The 12,883-nt window shown below is 60.6% G+C and carries 15 protein-coding genes; all 15 read left to right on the top strand.

All coding sequences use genetic code 11. From position 1 onward, the window contains the following. Positions 1-161 precede the first annotated feature (161 nt). The 15 genes from acpP to ABTV87_RS21370 all read left to right on the top strand — a co-directional run bounded on the left by acpP (position 162) and on the right by ABTV87_RS21370 (position 12,779). The gene (acpP, locus tag ABTV87_RS21440) at positions 162-398 is read left to right on the top strand and encodes an acyl carrier protein (protein ID WP_003175607.1); all 237 of its coding nucleotides are present in this window, start codon (positions 162-164) and stop codon (positions 396-398) included. A gap of 108 nt (positions 399-506) precedes the next feature. Next, positions 507-1,751, top strand: coding sequence for a beta-ketoacyl-ACP synthase II (gene fabF, locus ABTV87_RS21435; RefSeq protein ID WP_007908259.1), 1,245 nt, complete (start codon positions 507-509; stop codon positions 1,749-1,751). Then, positions 1,751-2,566 carry an aminodeoxychorismate lyase gene (pabC, locus tag ABTV87_RS21430; RefSeq protein ID WP_433898322.1) on the top strand — a complete coding sequence of 272 codons (816 nt, stop codon included), beginning with the start codon at positions 1,751-1,753 and terminating at the stop codon, positions 2,564-2,566. The genes fabF and pabC overlap by 1 nt, the downstream gene beginning before the upstream one ends. 3 nt (positions 2,567-2,569) lie before the next feature. Continuing rightward, a complete protein-coding gene (gene mltG / locus ABTV87_RS21425; protein WP_433898321.1) occupies positions 2,570-3,751 on the top strand; it encodes an endolytic transglycosylase MltG in 1,182 nt (393 codons plus the stop codon). A 19-nt stretch (positions 3,752-3,770) separates the two neighbouring features. After that, entirely contained in the window at positions 3,771-4,403 is a 633-nt protein-coding gene (gene tmk, locus ABTV87_RS21420) for a dTMP kinase (RefSeq protein ID WP_007950797.1), read from the top strand. Then, positions 4,396-5,379, top strand: coding sequence for a DNA polymerase III subunit delta' (locus ABTV87_RS21415; RefSeq protein WP_433898320.1), 984 nt, complete (start codon positions 4,396-4,398; stop codon positions 5,377-5,379). Before tmk ends, ABTV87_RS21415 begins: the two co-directional genes overlap by 8 nt. 42 nt (positions 5,380-5,421) lie before the next feature. Continuing rightward, positions 5,422-5,778 carry a PilZ domain-containing protein gene (locus ABTV87_RS21410; protein ID WP_007950801.1) on the top strand — a complete coding sequence of 119 codons (357 nt, stop codon included), beginning with the start codon at positions 5,422-5,424 and terminating at the stop codon, positions 5,776-5,778. 15 nt (positions 5,779-5,793) lie between these two features. Next, a complete protein-coding gene (locus tag ABTV87_RS21405) occupies positions 5,794-6,579 on the top strand; it encodes a TatD family hydrolase (RefSeq protein WP_236193989.1) in 786 nt (261 codons plus the stop codon). Between the two features lie 341 nt (positions 6,580-6,920). Beyond that, complete coding sequence (locus ABTV87_RS21400) at positions 6,921-7,559, top strand: TetR/AcrR family transcriptional regulator (RefSeq protein WP_007950805.1); 639 nt, start codon at positions 6,921-6,923, stop codon at positions 7,557-7,559. A gap of 138 nt (positions 7,560-7,697) precedes the next feature. Continuing rightward, on the top strand, positions 7,698-8,666 hold the full coding sequence (locus ABTV87_RS21395) for a GTP 3',8-cyclase MoaA (RefSeq protein ID WP_085607317.1): 969 nt from the start codon (positions 7,698-7,700) through the stop codon (positions 8,664-8,666). A 122-nt stretch (positions 8,667-8,788) separates the two neighbouring features. Then, the gene (locus tag ABTV87_RS21390) at positions 8,789-9,394 is read left to right on the top strand and encodes a DUF4823 domain-containing protein (protein WP_433898319.1); all 606 of its coding nucleotides are present in this window, start codon (positions 8,789-8,791) and stop codon (positions 9,392-9,394) included. 15 nt (positions 9,395-9,409) lie between these two features. Then, the gene (locus ABTV87_RS21385) at positions 9,410-9,970 is read left to right on the top strand and encodes a DUF1285 domain-containing protein (RefSeq protein ID WP_221533156.1); all 561 of its coding nucleotides are present in this window, start codon (positions 9,410-9,412) and stop codon (positions 9,968-9,970) included. 102 nt (positions 9,971-10,072) lie between these two features. After that, a complete protein-coding gene (locus tag ABTV87_RS21380) occupies positions 10,073-10,789 on the top strand; it encodes a FadR/GntR family transcriptional regulator (protein WP_007950814.1) in 717 nt (238 codons plus the stop codon). Positions 10,790-10,814: 25 nt separating this feature from the next. Further along, positions 10,815-11,690: an SMP-30/gluconolactonase/LRE family protein gene (locus ABTV87_RS21375; protein WP_433898318.1), complete on the top strand. Its 876-nt coding sequence runs from the start codon at positions 10,815-10,817 to the stop codon at positions 11,688-11,690. Positions 11,691-11,960: 270 nt separating this feature from the next. Continuing rightward, complete coding sequence (locus tag ABTV87_RS21370) at positions 11,961-12,779, top strand: SDR family oxidoreductase (RefSeq protein WP_011335425.1); 819 nt, start codon at positions 11,961-11,963, stop codon at positions 12,777-12,779. Positions 12,780-12,883: the final 104 nt, after the last annotated feature.

The following is a 12,883-nucleotide window of genomic DNA, read 5'->3' as shown; positions in this document are numbered from 1 at the left end:
ACGAGCTGTCTAAAATCCGTTATAAAGCTGCAATCTATTTATAGGCAGAGGGCCGCAGGGTTTGAGGAGTGAAGCTTTCAGTTGAAAAGCTGAAAAGTCTTTCTATACACTTACCCACTGGCCAGCTGCCTGAATTTGTCCATTAGGAGTGAAAACAAGGTATGAGCACCATCGAAGAGCGCGTCAAGAAAATCGTTGCCGAGCAACTGGGTGTTAAAGAAGAAGAAGTGGTCAACACCGCTTCCTTCGTAGAAGACCTGGGTGCCGACTCCCTTGACACCGTTGAGCTGGTGATGGCTCTGGAAGAGGAATTCGAGACCGAAATCCCTGACGAAGAAGCTGAGAAGATCACTACTGTACAAGCTGCAATCGACTACGTTACTAGCCACCAGGCGTAATAGTTTGTAATCGTTGCTTGCTGTCATGGAAAAACCGCACTGCCATCATGGCGTGCGGTTTTTTCTTTAGGCCTGATGCAAAGTCGTCATTTGAAAAAGGAGAGTGCTGTGTCGCGTAGACGCGTCGTAGTCACCGGTATGGGTATGTTGTCGCCACTGGGCACGGATGTGCCGAGCAGTTGGCAGGGCATTCTGGCTGGCCGCAGTGGCATTGGTCTGATCGAACACACCGACCTTTCTGCCTATTCCACCCGCTTTGGCGGCTCGGTAAAGGGCTTCAATGTCGAGGAATACCTGTCGGTCAAGGAAGCGCGCAAGCTCGACCTGTTCATTCAGTACGGTCTGGCGGCCGGCTTTCAAGCCGTACGCAATGCCGGTCTGGAAGTCACCGATGCCAACCGTGAACGCATTGGCGTGGCCATGGGTTCGGGTATCGGCGGTCTGACCAACATCGAAGAAACCAGCCGCACCCTGCACGAGACTGGCCCGCGCCGGATTTCTCCGTTCTTTGTGCCTGGCTCGATCATCAATATGATTTCCGGTTTCCTGTCCATCCACCTGGGTGCACAGGGGCCTAACTACGCCATCGCCACAGCGTGTACCACCGGTACGCACTGCATCGGCATGGCGGCGCGCAACATCATGTACGACGAAGCCGACGTGATGATTGCCGGCGGTGCCGAGATGGCCGCGTGCGGTCTGGGCATGGGCGGCTTTGGTGCTTCCCGTGCGCTGTCGACCCGCAACGACGAGCCGACCCGCGCCAGCCGTCCGTGGGACAAGGGTCGTGACGGTTTCGTACTGTCCGACGGCGCCGGTGCCCTGGTGCTCGAAGAACTCGAGCACGCCAAGGCCCGTGGCGCGACCATCTACGCCGAACTGATCGGTTTCGGCACCAGTGGCGACGCCTTCCACATGACTTCGCCACCCGCCGACGGCGCTGGTGCCGCGCGCTGCATCACCAATGCGCTGCGCGATGCGAAGATCAACGTCGATCAAGTGCAATACATCAACGCCCACGGCACTTCGACCCCGGCCGGTGACCTCGCTGAAGCCAACGCGATCAAGTCGGTGTTCGGTGATCACGCCTACAAGCTGGCGGTCAGCTCCACCAAGTCCATGACCGGTCACCTGCTGGGTGCGGCGGGCGCGGTCGAGGCGATCTTCAGCGTGCTGGCGATCAACAGCCAGGTGGCGCCGCCAACCATCAACCTCGATGAGCCGGACGAAGGCTGCGACCTCGATTTCGTGCCGCATACCGCGCGCAACATGGACATCGATGTCGTGCTGTCCAACTCGTTCGGGTTTGGCGGCACCAACGGCACGTTGGCGTTCCGTCGGTTCGCCGGCTGATGGACTGCTGGGTCGACGGTCTGCCGGCTGACGCTCTGTCGCTGAAAGATCGCGGCCTGGCTTACGGCGACGGTCTGTTCGAGACCATCGCCGTGCGTGGCGGTCAGCCGTTGCTGCTGGATCGGCATCTGACGCGACTGGCCGATGGCTGTGCGCGTCTGGCCATCGCAGCCGACATCGAGCAGGTTCGCCATGAGCTGCAATCCTATGCCGCCGCAATGGGCGAGGGCGTGCTCAAGCTCATCCTCACCCGTGGCGACGGATTGCGCGGTTATGCGCCGGATCCTTCGGCGCAGGGCCGACGCATTCTGCAAGGCAATCCTCCCGCCGCTTATCCAGCGGCCCACGCCGAGCAGGGCGTTCGCCTGTTTCCGTGCAGCACGCGTTTGTCCAGACAACCGTCGCTCGCCGGGCTCAAACACCTCAATCGACTGGAACAGGTTATTGCCCGCGCCGAATGGCAGGACAGTGAACACGCCGAAGGTTTGATGCTCGATCAGGCCGGTCGGGTGATCGAAGGCGTGTTCAGCAATCTGTTCCTGGTGCGTGACGGTGTGCTGATCACGGCGGACCTGAAACGCTGCGGCGTGGCCGGGGTGATGCGCGCAGAAATATTGTTTCAGGCCGAGTCCCTGGGCATCCCCGTGCAAATCACCGACATCCTCCTCGAACAGCTGCAATGGGCGGATGAAGTCTTTGTCTGCAACAGCGTGTATGGCGTCTGGCCGGTACGCGCCTGTGCTGCTCTGAGCTGGCCGGTTGGCCCGCTCACCCGTAAACTGCAAACCATTGCCCGCGCGCTACTGGATGCCTGATTCGTGAGACGTAAACTTTTGCTGCTGCTGGAAACCGGACTGGTTCTGGCAGGGCTGCTGTTGGGCGCCAGCGCCTGGAAGATTCATTCGGCACTGGAACAGCCCCTGAACATCACGCAGGAAGAACTGCTGGATGTGCCCAAGGGATCCACCCCGACCCGTACTTTTCTTGGACTCGAAGCCGATGGCGTCATCAAGGACGCGTTCTGGCTGCGGGTCTATTGGCGTTTCAACCTCGCCGGCACGCCGATTCACAGCGGTGAATACCGCATGCAGCCGGGCATGACCGTCAACGGCCTGATCGACCTGTGGAAGCGCGGCGATGTGGTTCAGTACAGCCTGACCCTGGTCGAGGGGTGGAATTTCCATCAAGTGCGCGCCGCGCTGGCCAAAGATGAAAAGATCGAGCAAACCCTCAACGGCCTGAGCGACAGCGATGTGATGGCCAAAATCGGTCACAAGGGCCTGTTCCCTGAAGGCCGCTTCTTCCCCGACACCTACCGCTTCGTGCGCGGTGTGACCGATACCGAACTGTTGAAAAAGGCCTTCGACCGTCTCGACGAAGTGCTGGCCAAGGAGTGGGAAAAACGCTCCGCCGACGTGCCTTACACCGAGCCCTATCAGGCGCTGATCATGGCGTCGCTGGTAGAGAAGGAAACCGGCGTGCCTCAGGAGCGTGGCCAGATTGCCGGCGTCTTTGTGCGTCGCATGGCGCTGGGCATGCAGCTGCAGACCGATCCGACGGTGATCTACGGTCTGGGCGACCGCTACAACGGCAAGCTGACCCGCGCCCACCTCAAGGAAGCCACGCCGTACAACACGTACATGATTCCCGGCCTGCCGCCGACGCCGATCGCCATGGTCGGACGTGAAGCCATTCACGCGGCTCTCAACCCGGTGGAAGGCACCAGTCTCTACTTCGTTGCCCGTGGCGATGGCAGCCACGTGTTCTCCGATGATCTGGACGCGCACAACAACGCGGTGCGCGAATACCAGCTCAAGCGGCGCGCGGATTACCGCTCGAGCCCGGCGCCGACGACCGCGCCCGAGGCCGCTCCGGCAGCCGAGGAGGCGATTCCTGCCGCTTCACCCGATACTGCACCGGAATCGTTGCCGCAGCCGCCTGCTCAAGAGCCTGCGCCGACGCCGGAACCGGAAGCCTCCGCTCCCCAAAACACGCAATGACTTTGATTAAGGACTGCCTGTGACTGGCTTGTTTATTACCCTGGAAGGCCCGGAAGGCGCCGGCAAAAGCACCAACCGCGAATACCTCGCCGAGCGCCTGCGCGCCGCCGGTATTGAAGTGGTGCTGACCCGCGAGCCCGGCGGTACGCCGCTGGCCGAGCGCATTCGTGAGGTGTTGCTGGCCCCGGTCGACGAAGTGATGAACCCGGACACCGAGCTGCTGCTGGTGTTCGCCGCCCGTGCCCAGCATCTGGCTGAAGTCATTCGCCCGGCGCTGGCCCGTGGTGCGGTGGTGCTGTGTGACCGTTTCACCGATTCTACTTACGCCTATCAGGGCGGCGGTCGCGGCTTGTCGCTGGAGCGCATCGCGGCGCTGGAGACTTTCGTGCAAGGCGATTTGCGTCCCGACCTGACGCTGATTTTCGATCTGCCGGTGGAAATCGGCCTGGCCCGGGCCAGCGCCCGTGGACGTCTGGATCGTTTCGAGCTGGAAGGCCGTGAGTTCTTCGAGGCCGTACGCAGTGCGTTCCTCAAGCGCGCCGAAGCTGATCCGGCGCGCTATGTGCGGATCGATGCCGGCCAGCCGTTGGCCAAGGTTCAACAATCGCTGGATACCCTGATTCCGAACTTGCTGGAGTTGAGCCGTGGCTGAGGCCTATCCGTGGCAGGACAGCCTCTGGCAGCAACTGGCCGGTCGCACTCAGCACGCCCACGCTTATCTTTTGCATGGCTCGGCTGGTATCGGCAAACGCGCGCTGGCCGAGCGGCTGATGGCCAGCCTGCTGTGCCAGCGTCCGACGCCTGAAGCCTGCGGCGAGTGCAAATCCTGCCTGCTGCTCAAGGCCGGCAGCCACCCGGACAATTACATCCTCGAACCGGAAGAAGCGGACAAGGCGATCAAGGTCGACCAGGTGCGCGATCTGGTCAGTTTCGTGGTGCAGACCGCGCAACTGGGCGGGCGCAAGGTGGTGCTGATCGAGCCGGTGGAGTCGATGAACATCAACGCCGCCAACGCCTTGCTCAAGAGCCTTGAAGAGCCGTCCGGCGATACCGTGCTGTTGCTGGTCAGCCACCAGCCGAGCCGGTTGTTGCCGACCATCAAGAGCCGCTGCGTGCAGCAGGCCTGTCCGCTGCCGAGCGAATCCGTGAGCCTGCAATGGCTGGCTCAGGCACTGCCGGAATGTTCCGAAGACGAACGGGTCGAACTGTTGACTCTGGCCGCCGGCTCACCGTTGGCCGCCGTCACGTTGCAGGGGCAGGGCGTGCGTGAACAGCGCGCGCAGGTTGTCGAAGGCGTGAAGAAGCTGCTCAAACAGCAGCAATCACCGACACAACTGGCCGAGGAATGGAAAAGCATTCCGATGCTGCGGCTGTTCGACTGGTTCTGCGACTGGTCGAGCCTGATCCTGCGCTATCAATTGACCGAGGATGAAGCAGGCCTCGGCCTGACCGACATGCGCAAGGTCGTGCAGTATCTGGCGCAGAAAAGTGCTCAGCCTAAAGTGCTGGATATTCAGGACTGGATCCTCGCCCAGCGTCAGAAAGTCCTGAGCAAGGCCAACCTCAATGCGGCGTTGCTGCTGGAAGCGTTGCTGGTGCAATGGGCGAGCTTGCCTGGCCAAAGATAAGAATGTGTACCTAGACTCTGAACATCAGCAGTGGAGGTCAACATGAATGAACCTGTCAGCCCGGGGCCGCGCAACGGCATCTTGTCCCTGACCATCAAGGACAAGTCGGTCCTTTACGCCGCCTACATGCCGTTCATCAAGAACGGCGGCCTGTTCATCCCGACCAACAAGAGCTACAAGTTAGGCGACGAGGTGTTCATGCTGCTGAACCTGATGGACGAGGCGGAGAAGATTCCGGTGGCCGGCAAAGTGGCCTGGATCACCCCCAAAGGCGCCCAAGGCAACCGCGCAGCCGGCGTCGGCGTGCAATTCAACGATGGCGACAACACCGCGCGCAGTCGCATCGAAACTCATCTGGCCGGAGCCCTGAAGTCCGACCGTCCCACTCATACGATGTAAGTTGCAGTCCTTTTTATGCTTGTAGATTCCCATTGTCACCTTGATCGCCTCGACCTCGCCGCTCACGACGGTTCCCTGGATGCCGCGCTGGATGCGGCCCGTCAGCGCGGAGTCGGACACTTCCTGTGCATCGGCGTCAGCGCCGACAACGCGGCCGACGTCAAAGCCCTGGCCGAGCGTTACGACGACGTCGATTGTTCGGTCGGCGTGCATCCGCTGGATGTGCAGCCGGGCGCGGCGCCGGCGCTGGACTGGCTGTTGCACGAGCTCAATCACCCGAAAGTGGTGGCGATCGGTGAAACCGGTCTGGACTATCACTACGAGCCAGAAGCCGCCGAACTGCAGCAGGAATCGTTCCGTCTGCACCTGCAAGCTGCGCAGCAGACCGGCAAACCGGTGATCATCCACACCCGTGGCGCCCGCGCCGATACGCTTGAGTTGTTGCGCGAAGCCGCGCTGCCCCAGGCCGGTGTGCTGCATTGCTTCACCGAAGACTGGGACATGGCCAAGGCGGCGCTGGACATGGGTTATTACATTTCCCTGTCGGGCATCGTCACCTTCCGCAATGCCGACGCGCTGCGCGATGTGGCGAGCAAGGTTCCGGCCGATCGCCTGCTGGTGGAAACCGATTCGCCGTACCTGGCGCCGATCCCTTATCGCGGCAAACCGAACCTGCCGCAATACGTGCGGGAAGTGGCAGAGTTTCTGGCGATGCTGCGCGGCGAGAACTACGAGCGTTTTGCCGAGCAGACCACCGAGAACTTCAAGCGACTGTTTCCGCTTGCGAATGTAAAAGCCTGAATCGCAGGCAAAAAAAACCCGGGTTCTGGGGGGTGAATCCGGGTTAAGACCATTAGGAGTAAAACAAAGGCACGCGGTCCCTTGGTACCTTTACCGGCGCGACACTTGGGGGAGATGTCGCCCGACAGTTCAAGTATTGATCAGTCTGGCGCCGAGTCCAGTTGGCCGGCCGGGGTTTTTAAACAAATTTGGAATACGTTCGCTTCGGTTATGTTCTCATTCCCCCCGAAACGTTCGTGAAATGAACAAGAAACACAGATATGGTCGGATGATCCGTGCATTTTTGCGCAAGTTAGGCATAATACGCGGCTTCGAATTTTGACCCCTACAGACCTTTTCTTATGCACAAAGAACCTCGTAAGGTCCGTGAGTTTCGTCGCCGCGAGCAAGAAATTCTCGATACCGCGCTCAAGCTGTTCCTCGAACAAGGTGAAGACAGTGTCACCGTCGAGATGATTGCTGATGCCGTGGGTATCGGCAAAGGCACGATCTACAAGCACTTCAAGTCCAAGGCCGAAATCTATCTGCGCCTGATGCTCGATTACGAGCGCGACTTGAACGAGCTGTTGCACTCGGCCGATGTCGACAAGGACAAGGAAGCGCTGTCCCGTGCCTACTTTGAATTCCGCATGCGCGACCCGCAGCGCTATCGCCTGTTCGATCGCCTGGAAGAGAAGGTGGTCAAGGGCAATCAGGTGCCCGAGATGGTCGAGGAGCTGCACAAGATCCGTGCCTCGAACTTCGAACGCCTGACGCTGCTCATCAAGGGCCGCATCAGCGAAGGCAAGCTTGAGGACGTGCCGCCGTACTTCCATTACTGCGCTTCCTGGGCGCTGGTGCACGGCGCGGTGGCGCTGTATCACTCGCCGTTCTGGAGCAATGTGCTGGAAGATCAGGAAGGTTTCTTCCAGTTCCTGATGGATATCGGCGTGCGTATGGGCAACAAGCGCAAGCGTGACCCTGAAACCCCAAGCAGCTGAATCATTCAGTCGCCTTATGCGCCGTGTTTTTCGCTACATGGCGCAGTACCGCAGGAATATACTCAGGCATAGGGCTTGCTAAAACTTGAATTGTGAGTCAAGTTTTAGCCGCTCGATTTTCCATCGCCGGAGTGCTTCATGATCGTTGACCGTCAAGGCAGGCGTTTTCGCAATTTGCGGATCAGTCTGACTTCAGCCTGCAATTACGCCTGTACCTACTGCGTGCCCAACGGCAAGCGGCTGGTGGCTGCGCAGGATGAACTGTCGGCCGAGGCCATGGCACGTGGCGTGGCCTATCTGATCGAAGCCGCCGGCATCGAGCGCCTGCGCATCACCGGCGGCGAGCCGCTGGTCAGCCCCAAGCTCGAATCCTTCATGAGCGCCGTCGGCAGGATGGGCCTGGAAGACATCAGCCTGACCACCAACGGTCAGCTCCTGGCGAAAAAACTCCCGCTGCTGGTCGATGCCGGCCTGCGACGCATCAACGTTTCCCTCGATACCCTGGACGCCGGCGCGTTCCGCAGCATTGCCCGTGGCGGCGATCTGGCCACCGTGCTGGATGGCATGGATCAGGCGGCCGCGGCGGGAATGAAGATCAAGGTCAACATGGTGCCGTTGCGCGGACAGAACCTCGACCAGGTGATGCCGCTGCTCGATTACTGCCTCGAGCGCGGCTTTGAGCTGCGCTTCATTGAGCTGATGCGCATGGGCCACCTGGCCTCTGATTCCAATGCCTTCCTGCAACAGTTCGTCAGCCTGCAACAGCTGCTGAGCCTGATCGGCGAACATTACGAGTACGCGCAAACCGACGCGCCGGTGGACGCCACGGCGGTTCGCTATGCGATTCCCGGTCGGGGCAACTTCGGCGTGATCGCCAACGAAAGCGTGCCGTTCTGCCGAACCTGCTCGCGCCTGCGCCTGTCGTCGACCGGATGGCTGCATGGCTGCCTGTCGTCGAGCAACCGCCACTACGTCGGTGACCTGCTCGACAAGCCGCGTCACGAAGCGCTGCCGGCGTTGCAGCGACTGCTGGTCAAGGCTTTGGGCGACAAGCAGGAAGTCGCATTCTCCGGCGGCGCCACCGTTATGAAGATCATCGGCGGCTAAGTCCGGTTTAGCCACAAAGTCTTATTTCAAAGCGGATACCTGCACATTTCCAAGGACTGGCGCAAAAGCTGCATCCTACGGCCATTCGCCGGTTTTCCGTCACCGGCTTCTGGAGGATTAGGATGCGTAGCCTGGTTTTGCTGCTGGCCGTTTTGGCGCTGGGCGGCTGTATGACTGTCAGTGACATGGCCGAAGGGACTCGCTACCAGATGAGCGACGCTGGGCTGCTGGATCACAGCGACAGCCGTCGCGTAAACAATTTCCGCATTCAGCCGGATTCGTTCATCTACATTGCGCAAGGCTCGTTCGCGCCGCCGGGTGGTTCTTACCCGCGTCCCAACGTCGTCGCCGAAGAGGCCTTCAAAGGCTTCGTCGAATACTTCCCGATGGTCCGCCGCGCCCGCGCGCCGGAAGGCCTCGATCAGGCGATGGGCGAAGCTCGCGACGCCGGTGCCCACTACCTGCTGTACACCCGTTTCGCCAAGGCGGACGACCGCATCGGCAACTCCGATGAATGGCTGGATCAGGAAGCAGTGAATCGCCTCGGTATCGACGGCGGCGTGATTCAGATCATGTTGATCGAGACCAGCACCCAGTATTTGATTGATACTGCACGGATCAAGAGTCGTGGCGGTTTACTGACGTTCCACGACAACAAGCCCGAAGACCTGATCGGCCCACCGCTTGCGCAGTACGCGCGCAGCCTGCTGGGCGTCGGGGACCAGTAATTCAAGGAGTACGCCATGAGTGGCCCGCAAAAAGCCAATGACCTGCTGGGGCAAATCCCCAAAACCAAAGGCTTGCCGCCGGTGCACTTGTGGAACCCGGATTTCTGCGGCGACATCGACATGCGCATCGCCCGCGACGGAACCTGGTATTACCTGGGCACGCCGATCGGGCGCAAGCCGATGGTCAAGCTGTTCTCCACCATCATCCGCCGCGACGGCGATGACTATTTCCTGATTACTCCGGTTGAGAAAGTCGGGATCAAGGTCGACGACGCGCCATTCGTGGCGATTGCCGTCGAGGTGGAAGGCGAGGGTGAGGCGCAAGTGCTGCGCTTCACCACCAACGTCGATGAAACCACCGAGGCCGGCGCGGAACATCCGATCCGGGTCGAGATCGATCCGACCACGCAAGAGCCCGCACCTTACGTGCATGTACGCACCAACCTCGAAGCGCTAATTCACCGCAACGTGTTCTACCAATTGGTCGAACTGGCAGTCAGCCGTGAAATCGATGGCCAGCGCTGGCTCGGCGTCTGGAGCGGCGGCGAGTTCTTCCGCATCGGTCTCGAACCTTAAAAAAACCGCAGTCTGTGAAAGCAGGCTGCGGTTTTTTGTCGTTGACTCTTAATCGTATGATGATTAGCGTGGGCATCCACAGCGAACGGCTTCGGGGTGTCCATGTCGAGCAGTTTTCACGCATCAACGGTTGACTGGCTGGGCGCCTGGATTGCCGCCGGCCAGGTCAAACCCGGGCAGGCGATCAAGGTCGAGGCCGATCTGGGCGAGCAGCTCGGGGTCAGCCGCACCGTGATCCGCGAAGCCATCAAGACCCTCGTCGCCAAAGGCATGCTCGAAGTCGGGCCGAAAGTCGGCACGCGGGTGCTGCCGATCAAGCGCTGGAACCTGTTCGATCCGCAAGTCGTGGGCTGGTTGTCACGCAGCGGCCTGCCGGAAAACTTCGTCGATGACCTGCTCGACCTGCGCCGCACCATTGAACCGATGGCAGTGCGCTGGGCCTGCGAGCGGGCGACCGTCGAACAGGTCCAAGCCGTGCAGCAGGCCTACAACGCGCTCGAGCGGGCGGTCGACAGCGGCATCGATTACAACCGCGCCGACCAGTTCTTCCACGAATGCATTCTCGCCGCCAGCCACAATCAATTCATCGAGCAAATGGTGCCGGCCCTCGGCGCGCTGCTTGCCGTGTCCTTCGAAGTCTCGGCGGCCGATCCTGACGAACTGCGCCGCACTTTGCCCATCCACAAAGACATGGCCGACGCCATCGCCGCCCGGGATGCCGCGCGCGGGGTGTGGGCCTGCATGACCCTGATCGACAATGCCGACCTGGCCATCAAGCGGTTCTACCCGCAGGTGATGGCCGACAAAAAAGCCAGCTGACAAAAACAACAAGACAGGAGGTTGCATGACGTGGACTGCGGTGACAGAACATCGGGCGCAACTGGGCGAAGGCCCGTTCTGGGATGCGCCGACCCAGGCGCTGTACTGGGTGGACATCGCCGGCCAGCAGGCGCTGCGGCTGATCGGGCAGAACGTGCAGATCTGGCAGATGCCGGAGCACGTCTCGGCGTTCATTCCTTGCGCCAGCGGCGACGCGCTGGTGACCCTGAGCAGCGGCGTCTACCGGCTCGATCTCGATTCCCCCGGACTTGAGCCGCGACTGACGCTGTTCTGCGTCGCCGACCCGCAGCCGGGCAATCGCGCCAACGAAGCACGTTGCGATGGCCAGGGCCGCTTGTGGCTCGGCACCATGCAAAACAATATCGGCGAGCAGGGCGAGGATCTGCCGATCACCCGTCGCTCCGGCGGGCTGTTCCGGGTTGATCCGGATAAACGCGTCACGCCATTGCTGCGTGGTCTGGGCATTCCCAACACGCTGCTCTGGAGCGACGACGGCACCACGCTGCTGTTCGGCGACAGCCTCGACGGCACCTTGTATCGCTATTTCATTCACACCGACGGCAACCTCGACACTGCCCAGCCTTGGTACAGCGCCGATCAGAACGGCGGCCCGGACGGTTCGGCGATGGACGCCGAAGGCTACGTGTGGAACGCCCGCTGGGACGGCAGCTGCCTGCTGCGCCTGACGCCGTATGGCCAGATCGACCGCAAGATCGAACTGCCGATCAGCCGCCCGACCAGTTGCGTGTTCGGCGGCGCCGACCTGAAAACCCTGTACATCACCAGCGCCAAAAGTCCGCTGAACCACCCGCTGGACGGCGCCGTGCTGTCTTTGCGAGTGGACGTCGCCGGAAAACTCTGTACGCGATTCGCCGGTTAAATCCCAAAATATGGGATGCAAAATTATATATTGAGATTATTCGGCGGTCGGGTTTATAGTCGGCTCCAGCAGTAACACGCACTCACACTTAAAAAGAACAAAACAGGTGAAGTGATGCAGCGAATTTCCATCGCACTCCACAGCGGAGTCAGCGCTTCGGGCCGTTTAGGTACTGAGGCGTGCGCTCGCCTGTTTTGTTCCACAAGCCTTCCAGACCGGACATCGTCAGATGCCCGGTTTTTTTATGCTTTCGAACAGGAGTCCTGATTCATGGCTGAACCTCTGTCCCTGCCACCGGTGCCCGAGCCACCGAAAGGTGAGCGCCTGAAAAACAAGGTCGTGCTGCTGACCGGCGCCGCACAAGGCATCGGCGAAGCAATCGTCGCGACCTTCGCCTCGCAGCAGGCCAAACTGGTGATCAGCGATATCCAGGCTGAAAAGGTCGAGAAGGTCGCCGCGCACTGGCGCGAGCAGGGCGCCGATGTGCAAGCGATCAAGGCCGATGTATCACGTCAGCAGGATCTGCACGCCATGGCCAAACTGGCCATCGAGCTGCACGGTCGCATCGACGTGCTGGTCAACTGCGCCGGGGTCAACGTGTTCCGTGATCCACTGGAAATGACCGAAGAAGACTGGAAACGCTGCTTCGCCATCGACCTGGACGGCGCTTGGTACGGCTGCAAAGCCGTGTTGCCGCAGATGATCGAGCAAGGCATCGGCAGCATCATCAACATTGCCTCGACCCATTCCACAAACATCATTCCCGGCTGCTTTCCGTACCCGGTGGCCAAGCACGGCTTGCTCGGGCTGACCCGCGCGCTGGGCATCGAGTACGCGCCGAAGGGCATTCGCGTTAACGCCATCGCTCCGGGCTACATCGAAACCCAGCTCAACGTCGATTACTGGAACGGCTTCGCCGACCCACACGCCGAACGCCAGCGCGCCTTCGATCTGCACCCACCAAAACGCATCGGCCAACCGATTGAAGTGGCGATGACCGCCGTGTTCCTGGCCAGTGATGAAGCGCCGTTCATCAACGCCTCGTGCATCACCATCGATGGTGGTCGCTCGGTGATGTACCACGACTGAAAATCCGGATTTCAGGTGGCAAGTTCCGCCTGAAATCCAATCATCATACGATATGACTATTGTCGTCATGATTTGCGGGAAACGCTTCGACCGCTGTAACGCTT

The sequence above is a fragment of the Pseudomonas sp. PSE1(2024) genome, assembly GCF_050990555.1.
Taxonomy (GTDB): domain Bacteria; phylum Pseudomonadota; class Gammaproteobacteria; order Pseudomonadales; family Pseudomonadaceae; genus Aquipseudomonas; species Aquipseudomonas aphyarum.
The sequence above is the reverse complement of the archived record's forward strand: the minus strand, read 5'-3'. Positions and strand labels throughout refer to the sequence as shown.

Bases quoted from the DNA above. Each gene is read 5' to 3' on its own strand.
- ABTV87_RS21375 (WP_433898318.1), top strand. From the start codon at position 10,815: ATGACGTGGACTGCGGTGACAGAACATCGGGCGCAACTGGGCGAAGGC.
- ABTV87_RS21390 (WP_433898319.1), top strand. From the start codon at position 8,789: ATGCGTAGCCTGGTTTTGCTGCTGGCCGTTTTGGCGCTGGGCGGCTGT.
- ABTV87_RS21405 (WP_236193989.1), top strand. From the start codon at position 5,794: ATGCTTGTAGATTCCCATTGTCACCTTGATCGCCTCGACCTCGCCGCT.
- ABTV87_RS21410 (WP_007950801.1), top strand. From the start codon at position 5,422: ATGAATGAACCTGTCAGCCCGGGGCCGCGCAACGGCATCTTGTCCCTG.
- acpP (WP_003175607.1), top strand. From the start codon at position 162: ATGAGCACCATCGAAGAGCGCGTCAAGAAAATCGTTGCCGAGCAACTG.
- pabC (WP_433898322.1), top strand. From the start codon at position 1,751: ATGGACTGCTGGGTCGACGGTCTGCCGGCTGACGCTCTGTCGCTGAAA.
- ABTV87_RS21385 (WP_221533156.1), top strand. From the start codon at position 9,410: ATGAGTGGCCCGCAAAAAGCCAATGACCTGCTGGGGCAAATCCCCAAA.
- ABTV87_RS21370 (WP_011335425.1), top strand. From the start codon at position 11,961: ATGGCTGAACCTCTGTCCCTGCCACCGGTGCCCGAGCCACCGAAAGGT.
- ABTV87_RS21400 (WP_007950805.1), top strand. From the start codon at position 6,921: ATGCACAAAGAACCTCGTAAGGTCCGTGAGTTTCGTCGCCGCGAGCAA.
- ABTV87_RS21395 (WP_085607317.1), top strand. From the start codon at position 7,698: ATGATCGTTGACCGTCAAGGCAGGCGTTTTCGCAATTTGCGGATCAGT.
- ABTV87_RS21380 (WP_007950814.1), top strand. From the start codon at position 10,073: ATGTCGAGCAGTTTTCACGCATCAACGGTTGACTGGCTGGGCGCCTGG.